Below are 19,252 nucleotides of genomic sequence, written 5' to 3' on the forward strand. Positions count from 1 at the left end.
CTAAGCCCTCCAGCGCCGATGGTACTGCACTCGGGAGGGTGTGGGAGAGTAGGACACCGCCGGACAATCTTCCAGTCAGGGCCACCCTTCGGGGTGGCCCTGACTGCGTTTGCGAGTGAAATGGCGCCCCGAGGGGCGCCGGCCGCTCACCGGTGCTGGATGCCCTCGCGGAGCTGGCGGAACAGCGCCGCGGACTCGTCCACCGACCGGCCGGGGAACATCCCCATCGCCACGCTGCCGTGGTCGGCCCAGCCGCAGACCGCGAAGTCGCCGCCGTCGCCGCTGGTCGTACCGCACTTCATGACACCGCCCAGGCGGCCGGCGTCCACCTCGCGCAGGCCCGTCACCTTGCCGGTCTCGTCGGCCATCAGCCCGAAGAGGCTGTCCAGGTCCCGCTCCGGCTGCCACAGCAGGGTGGTGCCACCGAAGAGCAGCACCGACCGCTTGGCGTCCGCCGGATCGGTGTAGACCGTGCCGAAGCTGCGGTCCAGCTCGATGTCGGCGGCGAAACCGTCGCGCAGGTAGTCGGCGGTGCTGCGGGCCCGGTCGCTGTCGTCCCGGGCGAGCCCCGCCACCGTGGCCGGTGTGCTCAGCTCGGTGTCCTTCTCCGCCAGCACCCGCCAGCCGCCGAGGCCGAGCGCCCCGGCGCCGGCCAGCCCCACCACGAGCGCCGCCGTGAGCGCGATCTTCCGCCGCCGCGAGGCGGGGCGCCGCTCGGGCTCCAGCGCGGGGTCGCGGCGGCTCAGCCGGATCGGCTCGTCGGTCAGGTCGACCGGCTCGGGGCCGTCGTCGACCGGACGCTCGGTGAGGTGCGCGTCGGACATGTCCGCCACCGTACGCGAACTAACAGGTGGCGCACGTCGGGTCTCCGAAAGCGCTCCGTAGACTTTCAGGGTGACCGAGAGACTGGATGCCCGACGCCCCGACGCCCCGACCCTTGCCGGCCAGTACCAGCCCGGCGAGGTAGAGCAGCGACGGTACGAGCAGTGGGTAGCCGCCGGCCACTTCCGGGCGTCGGCGCAGAGCGACAAGCCGCCCTTCACCATCGTCATCCCGCCGCCGAACGTCACCGGCTCGCTGCACATGGGCCACGCGTTCGAGCACACCCTCATGGACGCGTTGAACCGGCGTAAGCGGATGCAGGGCTACGAGGCGCTCTGGCTGCCCGGCATGGACCACGCCGGCATCGCCACCCAGAACCTGGTCGAGCGGCAGCTCGCCGGCGAGGGTCTGTCCCGGCACGACCTCGGTCGGGAGAAGTTCGTCGAGCGGGTCTGGCAGTGGAAGGCCGAGTCCGGCGGCGCCATCCTGGGCCAGATGCGCCGCCTCGGCGACGCGGTCGACTGGGACCGCGAGCGCTTCACCATGGACGAGGGCCTGTCCCGGGCCGTCCAGACCATGTTCAAGAAGCTCTTCGACGACGGGCTCATCTACCGGGCGAACCGGATCATCAACTGGTGCCCGCGCTGCCTCACCGCGCTCTCCGACATCGAGGTCGAGCACACCGACGACGAGGGTGAGCTGATCTCGATCCGCTACAGCGACGAGGTCGTGGTGGCCACCACCCGGGCCGAGACCATGCTCGGCGACACCGCGGTCGCGGTGCACCCCGACGACGAGCGCTACCGGCACCTCATCGGCACCGAGGTGGCCCTGCCGCTGACCGACCGGCGGATCCCGATCGTCGCCGACGAGCACGTCGACCCGAGCTTCGGCACCGGCATGGTCAAGGTGACCCCGGCGCACGACCCGAACGACTTCGAGATCGGCCAGCGGCACGACCTGCCGCAGCTCACGATCATGGACGAGCGCGGCATCATCACGGCGCCGGGCCCGTTCCAGGGCCTGGACCGGTACGAGGCCCGCCCGGCGATCGTGGCGGCGCTGCGGGAGCAGGGCCTGATCGTGGCCGAGAAGCGGCCGTACGTGCACGCCGTGGGGCACTGCTCCCGGTGCAAGACCACGGTCGAGCCGCGGCTGTCGCTGCAGTGGTTCGTCAACACCGCCCCGCTGGCCAAGGCGGCCGGCGACGCGGTGCGCGACGGGCGGGTGAAGATCGAGCCGGCCGAGCTGGCCAAGCGCTACTTCGCCTGGGTCGACAACATGCACGACTGGTGCATCTCCCGGCAGCTCTGGTGGGGTCACCGCATCCCGGTCTGGTACGGCCCGGACGGCGAGATCGTGTGCGTCGGCCCCGACGAGGAGCCGCCGACCGGCGACGGCTGGCGGCAGGACGAGGACGTCCTGGACACCTGGTTCTCCAGCGGCCTGTGGCCGTTCTCCACCCTCGGCTGGCCGGAGCGCACCCCGGACCTCGCGAAGTTCTACCCGACCAGCGTCCTGGTCACCGGCTACGACATCCTCTTCTTCTGGGTCGCCCGGATGATGATGTTCGGCCTCTACGCCATGGACGGCGTGCAGCCGTTCGACGTGGTCGCCCTGCACGGCATGGTCCGCGACGAGCACGGCAAGAAGATGTCGAAGTCGTTCGGCAACGTGGTCGACCCGCTGGACTGGATCGACCGGTTCGGCGCCGACGCCACCCGGTTCACGCTGGCCCGGGGCGCCAACCCCGGTCAGGACGTGCCGGTCAGCGAGGAGTGGTGCCAGGGCTCGCGGAACTTCTGCAACAAGCTCTGGAACGCCACCCGCTTCGCGCTGCTCAACGGCGCGCACACCGAAGGGCCGCTGCCGGCCCCGGCGGAGCTGTCGACCGTCGACCGGTGGATCCTCTCCCGGCTCGCGCACGTCACGGCCGAGGTGGACGAGCAGTTCGAGGCGTACGAGTTCGCCAAGGTCTGTGACCTGCTCTACCACTTCGCCTGGGACGACGTCTGCGACTGGTACGTGGAGCTGAGCAAGCCGGTGCTCGCCGAGGGCGGGCCGGCCGCCGACGCCACCCGCCGGGTGCTCGGGCACGTGCTGGACCAGTTGCTGCGGCTGCTGCACCCGGTGATCCCGTTCGTCACCGAGGAGCTGTGGACCGCGCTGACCGGCGGCGAGACGGTGATGACCGCCGCCTGGCCGGCGGCCAACCGTACCCTCGTCGACGACGCCGCGGAGGTCGAGGTCGGCACCCTCCAGCGGGTGGTGACCGAGATCCGGCGGTTCCGGTCCGACCAGGGGCTGCGCCCGACGCAGCGGGTGGCGGCCCGGCTCGACGGCCTGGCCGGCGCGGGCATCGCGGCGCACGAACCGCTGGTCCGCTCGCTGGTCCGGCTCGACGCGCCCGGCGACGACTTCCAGGCCAGCGCCACCCTCGCCATGCCGGGCGAGGTCAGCGTCGCGCTGGACACCCGGGGCTCGATCGACGTGGCCGCCGAGCGGGCCCGACTGACCAAGGACCGGGCGGCCGCCGAGAAGGAGGCCGCGCAGGCGCGGGCGAAGCTGGGCAATCCGGCGTTCGTCGGCAAGGCCCCCGACCACGTGGTCGCCAAGATCCGCGAGCGGCTGGCGGTGGCCGAGGCGGATCTGGTCCGGATCGATGCCGCACTGGAGGCGCTGCCGTCGTGACCGACCGCACCGAATTCGCCGAGGTGGAGGCCGCGCTGAACGCGCGCGGCTTCACTCGCATGCGCTTCGAGCTGGAGAAGATCGAGAGCCTGCTCGACCTGCTCGGCAGCCCGCAGCGGGCGTACCCGTCGATCCACCTGACCGGGACCAACGGCAAGACCTCGACCGCCCGGATGATCGACTCGCTGCTGCGGGCGTTCGGGCTGCACACCGGCCGCTACACCAGCCCGCACCTGGAGACCGTCCGGGAGCGGATCAGCCTGGACGGCGAGCCGGTCAGCGAGGACCGCTTCGTGGCGACCTACCGCGAGGTGGCGCCCCTCGCCGAGCTGGTCGACCAGCGCTCCGAGGAGCCGCTTACCTACTTCGACCTGACCACCGCGCTGGCCTTCGCCACCTTCGCCGACGCCCCCGTGGACGTCGCCGTGGTGGAGGTGGGGCTCGGCGGCGCCGAGGACGCCACCAACGTGATCCAGGCCGGGGTCGCCGTGATCACCCCGATCGGGCTGGACCACACCGAGTGGCTGGGCGACACCATCGAGGACATCGCGCTGCACAAGGCGGGCATCATCCACTCCGGCGCCACGGTGATCGCGGCGGCACAGGAGGAGGAGGCCGCCCGTCCGATCCTGGAGCGCTGCGCCGAGGTGGGCGCCACCGTCGCCCGCGAGGGCGCCGAGTTCGGCGTGCTGCGCCGCGCGGTGGCCGTCGGCGGCCAGGTGCTCACCATCCAGGGCCTGGGCGGCGTGTACGAGGAGATCTTCATTCCGCTGCACGGCGCCCACCAGGCGCAGAACGCCGCCGTGGCGCTGGCCGCGGTGGAGGCGTTCCTCGGCGCCGGCGCGCGGCGGCAGCTCGACATCGAGGCGGTCCGGGAGGGCTTCGCGGCGACCAGCTCGCCGGGGCGGCTGGAGAAGGTGCGTACCGCCCCGACGATCCTGCTCGACGGCGCGCACAACCCGCACGGGATGGCCGCCACCGTCACGGCGCTCCAGGAGGAGTTCGCGTTCAGCAAGCTGGTCGGCGTGCTCGCCGTGCTCGGCGACAAGGACGCGGCCAGCCTGCTGGAGCTGCTGGAGCCGGTGCTCGACTCGATCGTGGTCACCGCGAACAGCTCGCCCCGGGCGATGCCCGTCGACGAGCTGGCCGCGCTGGCCCGGGAGACCTTCGGGCCGGACCGGGTGCAGGTGACCGAGGAGATGCCGGACGCCATCGAGGCGGCCGTCGCCGAGGCCGAGTCCGACGTGCCGGGCGAGCTGGCCGGGGTGGGCGTGCTGGTCACCGGATCGGTGGTGACCGTGGCCGACGCCCGCCGGCTGCTCAAGCGATGACCGGCCCGGTGGAGGAGCGCCCCGGCACGGGTGCCCCGACCGAGGGCGCCCAGACCGAGGGCGCCCAGACCAAGGGCGCCCCGTCCGAGGGCACCCCGTCCGAGGGCGCTCAGGCCGAGGGCGCTCAGGCCGAGGGCGCTCAGGCCGAGGGCGGCGGGCAGCGGCGGTCCGGGCTGCGCAACCCCGACAAGGCGGTCCGCGGGCTCGGCGCCGGCACGCTCGCCCTGGAGGCGCTCGTCCTGCTGCTGGCCATCCAGCCCATCCGGGTGGTCGGCGGCGACCTGAGCGGCGCGGCCATCGCCGCGATCGTCGCGCTGGCGGTCGCCTGCGTGGCGCTCGCCGGCCAGATGAAGCGGGCCTGGGCCTGGCACGCCGGCACGGTGCTCCAGGGCCTGCTGCTGCTCTCCGGCCTGCTGCACTGGTCGCTGTTCGCGCTCGGCGTCATGTTCGCGCTGGTGTGGGCGTACGCGCTGCACGTGCGGCGGGTCATCCTCGGCTGAGCGGGGCCCGGTCGCCGGCTGCGGGGCGGGCGCTCAGGCGTCGGCGAGGGTGCGCCACTGGGTGAGCGCGACGCCGTGCCCGTCCGGGTCGCGGAAGGCGGCCGCCCACACCTCCAGCTTCGTGCCCCGGTTGACGACCCGCGGGGCGTACGTGAACCGGACGCCCGAGCCGCGCAGCCGCTCGTACGCCGCCTGGATGTCGTCGACCTCGAGGTTGACGTGGACCAGCCGGCGGCTGATCGGGGCGGCCCCCGTCACCCGGCGCAGCACCAGGCGGGTCGGCCCGGAGGCGAGGACGGCGTTGCCCTCGCCGCGGTCCAGCTCGTCGAAGCCGAGGTCCTGGTAGAAGTCCAGGGACCGGTCCAGGTCGGTGACGAGCAGGGTGATGCCGACCCCGCTGATCGGGCTCGCCACCTCGACCGGCTCCTCGTCGCCGGCCGGGCCGAAGATGGCCTCGTCCAGCTCCTCCGGGGTGGGCGGCGCCTCGCCGGCCGGCTCGTCCAGCGGGACGTCGATGGGGTCCACCGGCACGGTGTCGAACCGCTCCTCGGCGGGCGGGCGCGGCGCCGGGGCCCGGCGGGGGAGCGGGCCGCCCACGGTCGGCTCGACCAGTTGCCCCTCCAGCACCACCCCGCCGCCGGGGCGCTGGTGCAGCACCACCGGCTCCCGCTCCTCCGGCAGCACGGTGAGGTCGTCGAGGAGGGGGTCCGGCGCGGGCGGGTAGTCGTCGCGGAAGTCGTCCTCCGGGGCGCGGTCGGCCCACGGCGGGGCCTCCTGCCCGATGAGCACCTCGTCGACCGGGTCCGGGTCGGCGTACTCGGGCGGGAGGTCGGCCACCGCGGCGGCGGTCTCGGCGTGGGTGGGCACCTCGTCCCAGAGCACGCGGACGTGCCGCTGGTCGTCCAGGGCCACCCGGACGGGCAGCGCCTGGCCCAGCGACGGCCATTTGGCGACCGGGACCCGCGGCTCGATGATCTTCTTGGACCGGGGCGGCAGGCCGGGCGCGTCGATCACCAGTTGCAGCTCGCAGCGGCCGAAGGCGTACTGGGTGGGCGGCTCGGAGGCGCTGTGCACGTGGCCCAGCCCGACAACCCAGGTGCGGCCGCCGCCGCGGACCGTGGCCAGCGCGATGGCCAGCACCAGCAGGGCGAAACCGAGCGCCACGATGGCCCAGCTCGTCATGCCCAGCCCGAACAGGATCACGAAGGTGGCCAGGGTGCCCAGCACGGCGCCGATCAGCTTGCGCACCGGCGCGATCGGTCGGTTCCCGCCATTCGCCACAGTGGACCTCCCAGGGGTTCCAGGGCCAGGCTAGGCCGCCGCGACGACCCAGGGAAGGAGCAGCCGCCGCGCCGGCGCCGGGACCGGGTCGCTACGCTGACCGTACCCAGCCCGACCCGGTTCCGCGCACAGGAGGAAACCAGCGTGTCCAGCAGCAGCCCGGACGAGCGCACGCTCGTACTGATCAAGCCCGACGCGGTCCGCCGCGGTCTGGTGGGGGAGATCCTCGCCCGTTTCGAGCGCAAGGGCCTGCGGATCGACGCGCTGGTGACCCGCACCATGGACGGCGACTTCGCGGACCAGCACTACGCCGAGCACGTGGACAAGCCGTTCTACCCGCCGCTGAAGGCGTTCATGACCGGCGGTCCGCTGGTCGCCCTGGTGCTCTCCGGCGACCAGGTGATCGAGGTGGTCCGCGGGATGATCGGCAGCACCGACGGCCGCAAGGCCGCCGCCGGCACGATCCGCGGCGACTTCTCCCTCTCCAACCGGGAGAACCTGGTGCACGCCTCCGACTCGGTCGACAGCGCCAAGCGCGAGATCGGCCTCTGGTTCCCCGAACTGGGCTGACGGGCTTCGCCACGGCCCCGGTCCCGCGCCCGCGGGCCGGGGCCGCGGCGCGTGTTCAGCCGGGCAGGAGGTCCAGCTTGTCGGGGTTGCCGATCAGGTAGAAGCCGGTGATCCGGCCGTCGGCGGCGGCCACGGAGAGCGTGTAGCGGGCGCCGGACGGCAGGTGCAGCAGCAGCGCCGGCGCGCCGTTGAGCTCGATCGGGGCGCCCCGGACGCCCGGGTGACGGCGGTGGTACAGGCCGGTGAAGAAGCGGGCGATCCGCTCTGCGCCGTACACCGGGTTGCGGGCCGACGCGACCCGGCCGCCGCCGTCGTTCCAGGCGGTGGCGTCGTCGGCCACCAGGCCGGTCAGCCGGGCCAGGTCGCCGTCGCGCGCCGCGGCCAGGAAGGCGTCCAGCAGCCGGCGCTGCTCCGCCGCTCCGGCGGTGAACCGCCGCCGGCCGTCGGCGATCCGGGCGACCGCGCGGTGGTGCAGCTGCCGGCAGTCCGCCGCGGACCGGTCCAGCAGGTCGCCGATCTCGGCGTACGGCAGGGCGAAGGCGGTGTGCAGCACGTAGACCGCGCGCTCGGGCGGGGTGAGCCGTTCCAGCAGGTGCAGCAGCGCCGTGGAGAGCGTCTCCCGCTGCTCGACGGTGTCCAGCGGGCCGAACGGCGACGGATCGGTCGGCACCGGCTCGGGCAGCCACGGCCCGACGTACGTCTCCCGGGCCGCCTGCCGGGCCCGCAGCCGGTCCAGGGCGAGCCGGGTGACGACCCGGGACAGGTAGCGGCGCGGTTCGGCCACGCTGTCCCGGTCGACGTCCAGCCAGCGCAGGTACGCCTCCTGGAGCACGTCCTCGGCGTCGTGCAGGCTGCCGAGCAGCCGGTACGCCAGCCCGAGCAGCATCGGCCGGTGCGCGACGAGCGCACCGGCCGCCTGCGCCGCCGCCGAGGGTGAGGTCACACCTCGACCGGCGGCTCGGTGCGGGTGCTCACCGAGATCCGGTTCCACACGTTGATTGTGGCGATGGCGACCACCAGATCGGCAAGTTCCTTCTCCGACCAGACCTTCGCGGCGGCGTCCCACACGTCGTCCGGCACGCCGTGCTCGCCCAGCCGGGTCACCGAGTCGGTCAGTGCCAGCGCGGTCCGCTCCCGCTCGGTGAAGAAGGGCGCCTCGCGCCACGCCGCGACGGCGAACAGCCGCCGGCTGGACTCCCCGGCCGCCAGCGCGTCCCGGCTGTGCATGTCCACGCAGAACGAGCAGCCGTTCAGCATCGACGCCCGCAGCTTGACCAGCTCCAGAACGGTGTGGTCCACGTTCTTCTGAACGTACTTCTCCAGGCCGAGCACCGCCTGGTACGCCTGCGGCACCACCGCCGGCATGTCGATTCGGCTCATGGCCGCCTCCCTCATCTCGTCGGTACGCCCGTACGACGGATCGGGGCCGGGGCGGTGTGACGGCGCGAGGTGTGACGGTGGTCATGGGGGAGCTGCCCGGGCGCCGCCTGGGGGGACCGGGCCGGACAGCTCCCCGTGTCGACCCCCGGTCGACGCCGCGGGCCGCTCCCCGCCCCGCGGCGTCGGCCGACTGACCCGGGCGGACGCGAGGCGACCACCGGGCGGGACCGTGCTGCGCGGGTCACGCTAGGCGCGGGACGGCCGTCGGCGCCATGGATTCGGGCATGGCCGAATCCTCAGGCGTCCGGTCCACCGGCTCGCCGGAGAGCAGGCCCAGCAGCGCGGCGCCGGTCGGCTCCAGCCCGTAGAGCACCCGGCGGCCGACCCGCCGGCGGTGGACCACCCCGGCGGCGACCAGCGCGGACAGGTGCTCCGAGACGGTGCTCGGCGCCAGCCCGAGGGCGGCGGCCAGGCCGGCGGTGGTGGCCGGGCGGGCCAGCGCCCGCAGCACCGTGGCGCGGCCCCGGCCGAGCAGCAGCGCCAGGCGGTCGGTGGCCGGGTCCGGGTGCCCGACCGGCCCGGCGGCCAGCAGCGCCGCGCCCCGGGCCGGGTAGGAGACCGCCACCACGTTCGGGTGGTCGGTGGAGCAGGCCAGCCCGCCGCCGGAGAAGATCAGCGGGATGAGCAGCAGCCGCTGGTCGGCGGCGCGGACCTCCTGCTCCCACTGCTTCACCACGCTCAGCACCGGCCGCTCCCACCGGGCCTGCTCGTGCAGGTCGGCCAGGAGAGCGTCCGGCCCGTCGGCGGCCAGGGCCCGCGCCCGGTGCAGCACCTCCTCGTCCAGCGCCGCCCGCATCGCCGGCCACCAGGGCGCGAGCGCCGCCTCCCACCAGCCGAGCAGGTCGTCGGCGACCCGGTCGAGGGCGGCGCGCGGGTCGGTCGCGTACGGGCGCAGCCAGTCCGGGACACCGTCCGGCCAGTGCCGGGCGAGCTGCTCGGCGACCAGTTCCGCGGGGGTGTCCCGCAGCGCGGCGGTCTCCTCGGCCAGGCTGGGCGCGGCGGTGGGCGGGATCGGGCTGAGGAAGTCCGGCATGTTCGGCCCGGCGTCCAGGTAGACCCGCAGCGGCGCCGAGTCGGGCAGCCCGGCCAGCACCCGGCGGGCCTGCTTCGCCCAGTCGGTGTAGGGCCAGGGCAGTTCGTCGGGGTTGCGGTGCAGCAGCCAGAAGCCGGCCTGGATCTCCCACAGCGGACTGACCGCGATCCGGGTGTGGGCCACGGTCCGGTCGTCCAGATGGATCCGGATCACGCCGCGAGGCTACCGGTACCGGCGTGGCGGGTTTCGACAGCCGTCGTTGAGGTGCCGGCCACCTCGGGCGGCACCCCCGGTCATGTCGGGCCGGTAGACCGGCCTGGCGACTTCTGAACCGGGAGGATCCATGACGCAACTCGACCGACGTACGCTGCTCCGCGCCGGCCTGGTGGCCGGGGCCGGCGTCGCCGGCGGCGCGGTGCTCGGCGCGCCCGGCGCGCTCGCCGCCCCCGCCTGGCGGCCGGCCGGGCGGCCGCTGCTCACCCACGGCGTGCAGAGCGGCGACGTGACCGCCGACTCGGCGCTGGTCTGGACCCGCGCGGACCGGCCCGGCCGGATGCTGGTGGAGCTGAGCCGCCGGCCCGACCTGCGCGGGGCGCGCGTGGTGCGCGGGCCGGTGCTCGACCCGACCGGCGACTTCACCGGCCGGGTCCGGTTGCGCGGCCTGCCGGCCGGCGAACGGCTGTACTACCGGGTCCGGGTGGAGAGCCTGGACCGGCCCGGCCTGTGCAGCGATCCGCTGGCCGGCTCGTTCGCCACCGCGCCGGGGCGGCACCAGCGCCGGGACGTGCGGTTCGTCTGGACCGGGGACATCGTGGGGCAGGGCTGGGGGATCAGCCCGGACTTCGACGGCCTGGCCATCTTCCGGTCGATGCGCGAGCGCCGCCCCGACTTCTTCCTGTGCAGCGGCGACACCGTGTACGCCGACGGCCCGCTCACCGAGACCGTCACGCTTCCCGACGGCCGGATCTGGCGCAACCTGGTCACCCCGGAGAAGAGCAAGGTCGCCGAGACCCTGGCCGAGTACCGGGGGCAGTTCGCGTACAACCTGCTCGACGAGCACCTGCGGGCGTTCGCCGCGGAGGTGCCCCAGGTGAACCAGTGGGACGACCACGAGGTGCTGAACAACTGGTACCCGGGGGAGATCCTCGTCGACGACCGGTACGCCGAGAAGCGGGTCGACGTGCTCGCCGCCCGGGCCCGGCAGGCGTTCCACGAGTGGCTGCCGGTCGCCGCCGGTGGCCCGCTCTACCGGAAGCTGTCGTACGGGCCGCTGCTGGACGTCTTCGTCCTCGACATGCGCACGTACAAGGACCCGAACGACGGCAACACGTACGCCGACCCGGGCCGCGGCCTGCTCGGGCGGGAGCAGCGGGAGTGGCTGGTCGGAGAGCTGACCCGGTCGACGGCGACCTGGAAGGTGATCGCCAACGACCTGCCGCTCGGCCTCGTGGTGCCGGACGGCCCGGCCGCGCAGGAGGGTGTCGCGCAGGGCGACCCGGGCGCGCCGGCCGGCCGCGAGCGGGAGTTCGCCGAGGTGCTGCGGGCCGTGCACCGGGCCGGGGTGACCGGGCTCGTGTTTCTCACCGCCGACGTGCACTACACCGCGGCCCACCACTACGACCCGGCCCGGGCGGCGTTCGGCGAGTTCACCCCGTTCTGGGAGTTCGTCTCCGGCCCGGCCCACGCCGGCGCCTTCGGCCCGAACGCCCTGGACGGCACCTTCGGCCCGCAGGCCGTCTTCGTCCACGCCCCGCCCCGCGCCAACACCTCCCCGGCGGAGGGCTTCCAGCACTTCGGCGAGGTCGAGATCGACGGCGGGACGGCCGCCCTGACGGTGAACCTCCGCGACCGGACGGGCGCTTCCCTCTGGACCACGACCCTCCCGGCCCCCACCCGGTAGGTCGATCATGAGGTTGACGGCGACGACGATCCCGGCCGTCGCCGTCAACCTCATGATCACCGGGCCGGGGCGATACTCGGGGGCGGGACGGGCGGTGGGTCGAGTACTCTTGTGGGCACACAGGCGACGACCCGGCCATCACCGGTGAGCCTCCGGAAGAACAGCCGGGTGACCGGCTCAGTAGAACCGGACGGGACGGCCCGTCACAGCCGACCAACGAGCGGGCGGTCGCACCTTGACCGTCAAGCGGGGTGGTACCGCGGGCCACCCGGGGGCGCCGACACGGCCAACCCGGAGAAGCTCGTCCTCGCAGACCCACCGACGAGTGAGCTGCGCGAGGAGAGCGACCCCCGATGGCCTATCCGTTGCACGACCCGACCGCCGGCGGCGTCCCGGCGAGCCCGGACCTGCCCGCGGTCGAGCGCCGGGTCCTGGAGCACTGGACGGCCGACAAGACCTTCGAGGCGTCGGTCGAGGCCCGCCCCGCCGGGGAGGACGGCAAGAACGAGTACGTCTTCTACGACGGCCCGCCCTTCGCCAACGGCCTGCCGCACTACGGCCACCTCTTCACCGGCTACGTCAAGGACGTGGTGCCGCGCTACCAGACCATGCGCGGCCGGCACGTCGAGCGCCGGTTCGGCTGGGACTGTCACGGCCTGCCCGCCGAGGTGGTGGCCGAGAAGCAGCTCGGCATCACCACCAAGGCGGAGATCCTCGACCTCGGCGTGGCCCGGTTCAACGAGGCCTGCCGCACCTCGGTGCTGGAGTTCACCCAGGACTGGGAGCGGTACGTCACCCGGCAGGCCCGCTGGGTCGACTTCGCCAACGACTACAAGACGCTCGACCTGGACTACATGGAGAGCGTCATGTGGGCCTTCCGGACCCTGCACGACAAGGGTCTGGTCTACGAGGGCTTCCGGGTGCTGGCCTACTGCTGGCGGTGCGAGACCCCGCTGTCGAACACCGAGACCCGGATGGACGACGTCTACAAGGACCGGCACGACCCCACGCTGACCGTGTGGTTCGAGCTGACCGCCGACGAGTCGGCCCCCGAGCCGGTGCGTGGCCCGGTGCGGCTCGGCGTCTGGACCACCACGCCGTGGACGCTGCCGTCGAACCTGGCGCTCGCCGTCGGCCCCGACATCGAGTACGCGGTGCTGGAGCGCGACGGGCAGCGCCACGTCGTCGGCGCGGCGCGGCTGGCCGCGTACGCCAAGGAGCTGGAGGGGTACGAGCAGGTCGGCACCGTGTACGGCCGCGACCTGGTCGGGCGCCGCTACACCCCGCTCTACGACTTCCTGGTCGAGCACGCCGGCGAGAACGCCTACCAGGTGCTCGGCGCCGAGTTCGTCACCACCGAGGACGGCACCGGGATCGTCCACCTGGCCCCGGCCTTCGGCGAGGACGACCAGAACACCTGCAACGCGGCCGGCATCCCGACCGTCGTCACGGTCGACGACCACACCCGGTTCACCGGGCTGGTCCCGCCGTACCAGGGCGAGCAGGTCTTCGACGTGAACAAGCCGGTGATCCGGGAGCTGAAGGAGCGGGGGGTGGTGCTGCGGCAGGACACCTACACCCACTCCTACCCGCACTGCTGGCGCTGCGACACGCCGCTGGTCTACAAGGCGGTGTCCTCCTGGTTCGTCGCGGTCACCCGGTTCAAGGACCGGATGGTCGAGCTGAACCAGCAGATCAACTGGACCCCGGGGCACATCAAGGACGGCTCGTTCGGCAAGTGGCTGGCCAACGCCCGGGACTGGTCGATCAGCCGGAACCGGTTCTGGGGCTCGCCGATCCCGGTGTGGAAGTCCGACGACCCCAACTACCCGCGGGTCGACGTGTACGGCTCGCTGGACGAGCTGGAGCGGGACTTCGGCGTACGCCTGACCGACCTGCACCGGCCGGCGGTGGACGACCTGGTCCGCCCCAACCCGGACGACCCGACCGGCAAGTCGATGATGCGCCGGGTGCCCGAGGTGCTGGACTGCTGGTTCGAGTCCGGCTCGATGCCGTTCGCCCAGGTGCACTACCCGTTCGAGAACCGCGAGTGGTTCGAGCACCACTACCCGGGCGACTTCATCGTCGAGTACATCGGACAGACGCGCGGCTGGTTCTACACCATGCACGTGCTGGCCACCGCGCTGTTCGACCGGCCGGCGTTCCGCAACTGCCTGAGCCACGGCATCCTGCTCGGCTCCGACGGGCGCAAGATGTCCAAGAGCCTGCGCAACTACCCGGACGTCTACCACGTGTTCGACGCGTACGGGTCGGACGCGATGCGCTGGATGCTGATGTCCTCGCCGGTGCTGCGCGGCGGCGACATGGCGGTCACCGAGACGCTCATCCGGGACGCGGTGCGGCAGGTGCTGCTGCCGCTCTGGAACGTCTGGTACTTCTTCTCGCTCTACGCCAACGCCGACGGCTACACCGCGAAGCGGCGGGTGGATTCCACCCATCTGCTCGACCGGTACGTGCTGGCGAAGACGAACGAGCTGGTGTCGACGGTCCAGGGGCAGTTCGACGCGTACGACATCTCGGGGGCCTGCGCCACCGTCCGGTCCTACCTGGACGCGCTGACCAACTGGTACGTGCGCCGGTCCCGGGACCGGTTCTGGGCGGGTGACGCGGACGCGTTCGACACGCTGTGGACGGTGCTGGAGACGCTCTGCCGGGTGGTGGCGCCGCTGGCGCCGCTGACCGCGGAGGAGATCTGGCGCGGGCTCACCGGCGAGCGGTCGGTGCACCTGACCGACTGGCCGTCGGCGGAGGAGTTCCCGGCCGACCACGACCTGGTGGCCGCCATGGACAACGTCCGGGCGGTCGCCTCGGCGGCCCTGTCGCTGCGCAAGGCCAAGGGGCTGCGGGTGCGGCTGCCGCTGTCGAAGCTGACCGTGGCCTCCCCGGTCGCGGCCCAGCTCCGGCCCTTCGCCGACCTCGTCGCCGACGAGGTCAACGTGAAGGCGGTGGAGATCACCGACGAGGTGTCCGCCTACTGCCAGCAGGTGCTGACCGTGGTGCCCCGGGCGCTCGGCCCGCGGGTCGGCAAGGCGGTCCAGCAGGTGATCAAGGCGGTCAAGGCGGGGGAGTGGGAGCTTCACGACGGCGCCCCGGTCGCCGCCGGGATCACCCTGGCCGAGGGCGAGTACGAGCTGCGCCTCGTCGCGGCCGACGCCGAGCACTCCGCGCCGCTGCCCGGCGGCGAGGGCGTCGTCGTGCTGGACACCGAGGTCACCCCGGAACTGGCCGCCGAGGGGCTGGCCCGGGACGTGGTCCGCGTGGTGCAGCAGGCCCGCCGGGACGCCGACCTCGACGTCTCGGACCGGATCGTGGTGGCCGTCTCCGCCTCGGAGGAGGTCCGCGCGGCGGTCGCCGCGTACACCGAGTTCGTGGCCCGGGAGGTCCTGGCCGACACGGTCGACTTCGCCGACGGCGTCGACGGCTTCGCCGGCGAGGTCGGCGAGGGCGAGCGGGTGACGGTGGCCGTCCGGCGGGTATGAGGTTCTGATGGCGGGTCCGGCGGCGTCCGCGCCGCCGGACCACCCCGCGGACGGCTGACCACCCGATCCGCCGGGTGTCGACCCGTCCGCTACCGTGACAGCGCCTGTTCGCGTACGACCGCCGGAGGACCCGTGCCCCTGCTCTACACCATCGGCAAGCTCACCGTGGCGCCCACGCTCCGGTTGGCCTTCCGTCCGCACGTGGAGGGGTTGGAGCACATCCCGGCGACCGGCGGCGCGATCTTCGCGGGCAACCACCTCTCCGTGGCCGACGAGCTGCTGCTCGGCACGGTGGTGCCCCGGCACCTGGCCTTCTGGGCCAAGGCTGAGTACTTCAACGGCACCGGCGTGAAGGGCGCGTTCTCCAAGTTCGTGCTCACCGGGCTGGGCGCCATCCCGGTCGAGCGGGCCGGCGGCCGGGCGGCGCTGTCCGCGTTCGACGCCGCCATTCCGGTGCTCAAGGCCGGCGACCTGGTGGCCGTCTACCCGGAGGGGACCCGCTCGCCCGACGGCCGGCTCTACCGGGGGCGGACCGGCGCCGCGCGGCTGGCCGTGGCGGCCGGCGTGCCGATCATCCCGGTGGGCGTGACCGGCACCGACAAGGCGCAGCCCATCGGCACCCGGGTGCCCCGGCCGGGGCGGGCGGAGATCAGCATCCGGTTCGGCAAGCCGCTGGACTTCACCGGCCGGTCGGACGACCGCACCTCGCTGCGGGAGATGACCGACGAGATGATGGCCGAGATCCAGAAGCTCACCGGCCAGGAGTACGTGCCGCGCTACGCGCCGAAGCGCGCCGAGCCCACCGAGCCCACCGCCGACCCGACCGCCTGAGGCGTCACGGCGGGTCGCTGCCGCGCCGCTTCTCCTGGGCCACCACCGCGTCCAGGTCGCCGAGCCGGCTCAGCTGCTTCATGGTCCGCGCCATCCGCGCGTTCGCCGGGATCCGGCTGCGGTTGCGGGCCAGGAACGCCCAGTAGCCGGCGGTGAACGGGCAGGCGTCCTCGCCGAGCCGCTTGCGCGGGTCGTAGCGGCAGCCGCCGCAGTAGTCGCTCATCCGGTTGATGTACGCGCCCCCGGCCACGTACGGCTTGGTGGTCATCCGGCCCAGGTCGGCGTACTGGCTCATGCCGACCACGTTGCCGGTCATCACCCACTCGTAGCCGTCCACGAACCGGGTGTGGAACCACTCGACCAGTTCCGCCGGGCGCCAGCCGCGCTGGAGGGCGTAGTTGCCGAGCACCATGAGCCGCGGGATGTGGTGCACCCAGGCCCGGTCGCGGACGCCGGTGAGCACGTCCCGGAGGCAGCGCGCGTCGACCGCGTCCGCGTCCAGGTCGCGCCACCAGTCCGGCAGGGAGCGGCGGGCGCCCAGCTCGTTGCTGTCCCGCCAGCCCTCCTCGAAGTACCAGTAGGTGTGCCAGATGTAGTCCCGCCAGCCCATCACCTGCCGGACGAAGCCCTCCACGGCGGCCAGCGGCGCGCCCTGCCGCCGGTACGCCCGCTCGGCGCCCCGGACCGCCTCCATGGGGTCCAGCAGGCCCAGGTTGAACGAGGACGACAGCAGGCTGTGCGCCAGCCACGGGTCGGTGGAGAGCATGGCGTCCTCGTACCGGCCGAACGCGGCGAGCCGGTGCCGGAGGAAGTGCCGCAGCCGCGCCGTGGCCTCCTCGGCCGTGGCCGGGAAGCGGCGCGGCCCGTCCCGCCCGGTGAACCGGATGCCCTCCCGCGCCCAGCGGTCCAGGTCGGCCCGGACCTCCGCGTCGATGTCGTCCTCCTTCGGCATGGGCGGAGCCGGCACGTCGAGCCGCCCGTCCTTCGGCGGCGGCTCGCGGTTCTCCGTGTCGAAGCTCCACCGGCCGCCGGCCGGCTCGCGGCCGTCCAGCAGCACGCCGTGGTGCTCCCGGGCGAACCGGTAGAACGCCTCCATCCGCAGCGCGCCCCGCCGGCCGTCCGCCCAGTCGGCGAAGTCCTCCAGGCTGGTCACATGGCCCCGGGCCGGCAGCACGGTCACCCGGTCCAGCTCGCGGACGAACTCCAGCGCCCGCCGCGATGTCGGGTGGCAGACCTCCAGCGGCTCGCGGACCCGGCGCAGCGCCTGCCCGTACGTCTCGCCGCGCAGGAAGATCGCCTGGTCGCCGAGCTCGGCGGCGCGGTGCCGCAGCGCGGAGAGGATCAGGTGGGCCTTCTGCCGGTGGTGGACCCGGCGCCGGAAGACGGCCTTGGACTCGATGAGGAGAACCGGCTGCTTCCGCTCGTCGAGGAAGTGCGGCCCCAGCTGGTCAGCGAAGAGCCAACGCCGCGACATGTCCCGATTGTCGCCCCGCGGGCCGATCCGACCCGGGAGGAAGACGGAACCTTTACGTGTTCGATACGTTGCGAACGGTGACGACGGTTCAGGATCCCTCGGGGACCACGACCTGCTCGCGCAGCTCGTCCAGCAGCCGGCCGCTGTCGTCCAGCGACAGTCGGGTGAAGACGCCGGTGGCCAGGCTGCCGTGGTCGACCGAGGTGCACACCACCACCGTGTCGCCGTCGGCCCGGCCGATCGCGCAGCGCTCGTACCGGCCCCGGACGCCGGTCTCCACCGGCACCGACGGCTTGAGGGCGTACCGGTCGGTGAGGCGGGCCAGCTCGGCCTCCGCGTCCGACTCCGGGCTCAGCCGGAACCCGGTGCCGCCGAACAGGGTGACCCGCTTGCCGTCGGTCGTGCCGTAGATGCCGGCGAAGGTGTCCTCGGCGAACAGGTGCGACTGGCGTACCTGCGACTTCAGCTCCTCGGCGGCGGCCTGGCTGCGCTCGTCCTGGCGCAGCCGCAGCGAGCCGAGCTGGTCGGGCAGGCTCGCGCGGGCCGGGTACTGGGCGGAGAGCGGCTGGACCCACCAGAGCGGCACGCCGCAGCAGCAGGCGACGCTGAGCAGCAGCACCCAGGGCCAGCGGCGCCGGCGGCGGACCGGCACGGCCACGTACCCCTTGGGCGGCTGCCACCCCGGCGGCGCAGTCACCGCCGGCGGGGTCTTCCCGCGGCGCTGCTTAGGCAGCGTGGGCCGGGGCGGCGGGACCGGCGGGGCGACAGCCGGCGGCGGGGCCGGGGCCGGGCGGGCGGCGGGCGCCGGGCGCAGCGGCGGCGGCGATGCGACCGGGTGGGGCGGGGTGTGTGCCGGCGGCGGGTGCGGCACCGGGTAGGGCGCCGTGTAGGGGAGCGTCGGCGGGAGCGCCGGGAAGTCGGCGGAGTGCAGGTCCCAGCCGGTGGTGTCCACGCCCGCCCACGGGTCGACCGGGACCTGGTGCTCCGGCGAGTCGGCCGGCGGCACCGGCGTGAGGTCGGCCGACTCGCCCCAGGCGCGCTTGCGCGGCGGCGGGGGCGGTACGGCCGCCGAGCCGCTCCAGCGGGGCGCGGGAGGCCCGGCCGGGGTGGCGTCCGCCTGGTCGTCGACGCGGGTCGGGTCGGGTCGCCGCTCCAGCCGGGTGGGGTCGGGGCGGGGCGCGACCGGGGCCGAGCCGGCGGCGCGGGCGGGGCCGGGCACGGCGGCGGAACCGCGGGCGGGATGGGCCGGCGAGACCGGGGTGGGGTCGGGGTCCGCGGTGGGGTCGGGGTCCGCAGTGGGGTCGGCTTCCGCGGTGTGGTCGGGCTTCGCGGTCGGGTCGGGTTCCGCGGTGGCCGAGGGCTCGGGTCGCACCTCGACGTCCGGCGCCGCCTGGGCATCGGGTGCGGGCTGGCCGTCGTGTTCGGCCTGCGTGCCGGGCTCGGCTCCGGTGTCCCGTGCCGCCTGGGTGTCGGGTTCGGCCTGCGCCTCCGGCTCGGCCTGCGCCTCCGGCTCGGCCTGCGTCTCCGGTCCGGCCGGCGTCTCCGGTTCGGCCTGCGTCTCCGGTTCGGCCGGCGTCGCGGGCTCGGCCGGCGCGGTGGCCTCCGCCTGCGCCTCCGGGTCGGCCTGCGCGGCGGGTTCAGCCCACGGGGTCGGCTGCGGGCCCGGTGCGGTGGGCCCGGCCTCGGCGTCCGGCGCGGCGGACGCCGGCCCGGACTCCGGCGCGGAGGATGCGTCGGTCGTGGTCGGGGGCGTGGGGGCGGCCTGCGGCGGCACGTCGGCCGACGGCTCGGTGACCGCCGGATTCCCGTCCCGGCCGGTGGCCGGGGTGCCCCCGTCGGCCGGCCGGTCCGCCCCCGGCTGCGGCTGCGACATCGCGGC

General features: G+C 74.0%; 14 protein-coding genes. 7 read left to right on the forward strand and 7 right to left on the reverse strand.

The genetic code is table 11. The annotated features are described in order from the left end of the window. Positions 1 to 146 precede the first annotated feature (146 nt). Positions 147 to 824 (reverse strand): hypothetical protein, encoded by a 678-nt coding sequence (locus NLX85_RS20425; RefSeq protein ID WP_254337525.1) that lies wholly within the window; start codon positions 822 to 824, stop codon positions 147 to 149. A 70-nt stretch (positions 825 to 894) separates the two neighbouring features. Here NLX85_RS20425 and NLX85_RS20430 point away from each other — a divergent pair, with 70 nt between their 5' ends. Genes NLX85_RS20430 through NLX85_RS20440 form a run of 3 tightly spaced genes read left to right on the forward strand, consistent with a single transcriptional unit; the run spans position 895 to position 5,344 of the window. After that, positions 895 to 3,513, forward strand: a complete 2,619-nt coding sequence (locus tag NLX85_RS20430) for a valine--tRNA ligase (RefSeq protein WP_254337528.1) — start codon at positions 895 to 897, stop codon at positions 3,511 to 3,513. Continuing rightward, positions 3,510 to 4,844: a folylpolyglutamate synthase/dihydrofolate synthase family protein gene (locus tag NLX85_RS20435; RefSeq protein ID WP_254337530.1), complete on the forward strand. Its 1,335-nt coding sequence runs from the start codon at positions 3,510 to 3,512 to the stop codon at positions 4,842 to 4,844. The genes NLX85_RS20430 and NLX85_RS20435 overlap by 4 nt, the downstream gene beginning before the upstream one ends. Next, positions 4,841 to 5,344: a DUF4233 domain-containing protein gene (locus tag NLX85_RS20440; protein ID WP_254337532.1), complete on the forward strand. Its 504-nt coding sequence runs from the start codon at positions 4,841 to 4,843 to the stop codon at positions 5,342 to 5,344. The genes NLX85_RS20435 and NLX85_RS20440 overlap by 4 nt, the downstream gene beginning before the upstream one ends. Positions 5,345 to 5,377: 33 nt before the next feature. Here the strand turns inward: NLX85_RS20440 and NLX85_RS20445 are convergent, their stop codons facing one another. Beyond that, complete coding sequence (locus tag NLX85_RS20445) at positions 5,378 to 6,625, reverse strand: VOC family protein (protein WP_254337534.1); 1,248 nt, start codon at positions 6,623 to 6,625, stop codon at positions 5,378 to 5,380. Between the two features lie 144 nt (positions 6,626 to 6,769). On the opposite strand from NLX85_RS20445, the gene ndk reads away from it, so the two are divergent. Further along, complete coding sequence (gene ndk / locus NLX85_RS20450) at positions 6,770 to 7,195, forward strand: nucleoside-diphosphate kinase (protein WP_091319140.1); 426 nt, start codon at positions 6,770 to 6,772, stop codon at positions 7,193 to 7,195. Between the two features lie 55 nt (positions 7,196 to 7,250). Here the strand turns inward: ndk and sigJ are convergent, their stop codons facing one another. The 3 genes from sigJ to NLX85_RS33490 all read right to left on the reverse strand — a co-directional run bounded on the left by sigJ (position 7,251) and on the right by NLX85_RS33490 (position 9,881). Then, the gene (gene sigJ, locus NLX85_RS20455; protein WP_254337536.1) at positions 7,251 to 8,138 is read right to left on the reverse strand and encodes an RNA polymerase sigma factor SigJ; all 888 of its coding nucleotides are present in this window, start codon (positions 8,136 to 8,138) and stop codon (positions 7,251 to 7,253) included. Next, positions 8,135 to 8,575, reverse strand: coding sequence for a carboxymuconolactone decarboxylase family protein (locus NLX85_RS20460; protein WP_091319142.1), 441 nt, complete (start codon positions 8,573 to 8,575; stop codon positions 8,135 to 8,137). The genes sigJ and NLX85_RS20460 overlap by 4 nt, the downstream gene beginning before the upstream one ends. 241 nt (positions 8,576 to 8,816) lie before the next feature. Beyond that, positions 8,817 to 9,881: an ArsR family transcriptional regulator gene (locus NLX85_RS33490; RefSeq protein WP_254337538.1), complete on the reverse strand. Its 1,065-nt coding sequence runs from the start codon at positions 9,879 to 9,881 to the stop codon at positions 8,817 to 8,819. 130 nt (positions 9,882 to 10,011) lie between these two features. Between NLX85_RS33490 and NLX85_RS20470 the strand changes: the two genes are divergently transcribed. The 3 genes from NLX85_RS20470 (at position 10,012) to NLX85_RS20480 (ending at position 15,899) form a co-directional block, all read left to right on the forward strand. Then, positions 10,012 to 11,568, forward strand: a complete 1,557-nt coding sequence (locus NLX85_RS20470) for an alkaline phosphatase (protein WP_254337540.1) — start codon at positions 10,012 to 10,014, stop codon at positions 11,566 to 11,568. Positions 11,569 to 11,921: 353 nt separating this feature from the next. After that, the gene (gene ileS / locus NLX85_RS20475; protein WP_254337542.1) at positions 11,922 to 15,068 is read left to right on the forward strand and encodes an isoleucine--tRNA ligase; all 3,147 of its coding nucleotides are present in this window, start codon (positions 11,922 to 11,924) and stop codon (positions 15,066 to 15,068) included. Positions 15,069 to 15,200: 132 nt separating this feature from the next. Beyond that, positions 15,201 to 15,899 (forward strand): 1-acyl-sn-glycerol-3-phosphate acyltransferase, encoded by a 699-nt coding sequence (locus NLX85_RS20480; RefSeq protein ID WP_254337544.1) that lies wholly within the window; start codon positions 15,201 to 15,203, stop codon positions 15,897 to 15,899. A gap of 4 nt (positions 15,900 to 15,903) precedes the next feature. On the opposite strand, the gene NLX85_RS20485 is transcribed toward NLX85_RS20480, so the two are convergent. Beyond that, a complete protein-coding gene (locus NLX85_RS20485) occupies positions 15,904 to 17,373 on the reverse strand; it encodes a cryptochrome/photolyase family protein (protein ID WP_254337546.1) in 1,470 nt (489 codons plus the stop codon). Positions 17,374 to 17,461: 88 nt separating this feature from the next. Beyond that, complete coding sequence (locus tag NLX85_RS20490) at positions 17,462 to 19,246, reverse strand: hypothetical protein (protein WP_254337548.1); 1,785 nt, start codon at positions 19,244 to 19,246, stop codon at positions 17,462 to 17,464. Positions 19,247 to 19,252 lie beyond the last annotated feature (6 nt).

Source organism: Micromonospora sp. A3M-1-15, from assembly GCF_024213425.1.
GTDB classification, from domain to species: Bacteria; Actinomycetota; Actinomycetes; order Mycobacteriales; family Micromonosporaceae; genus Micromonospora; species Micromonospora chersina.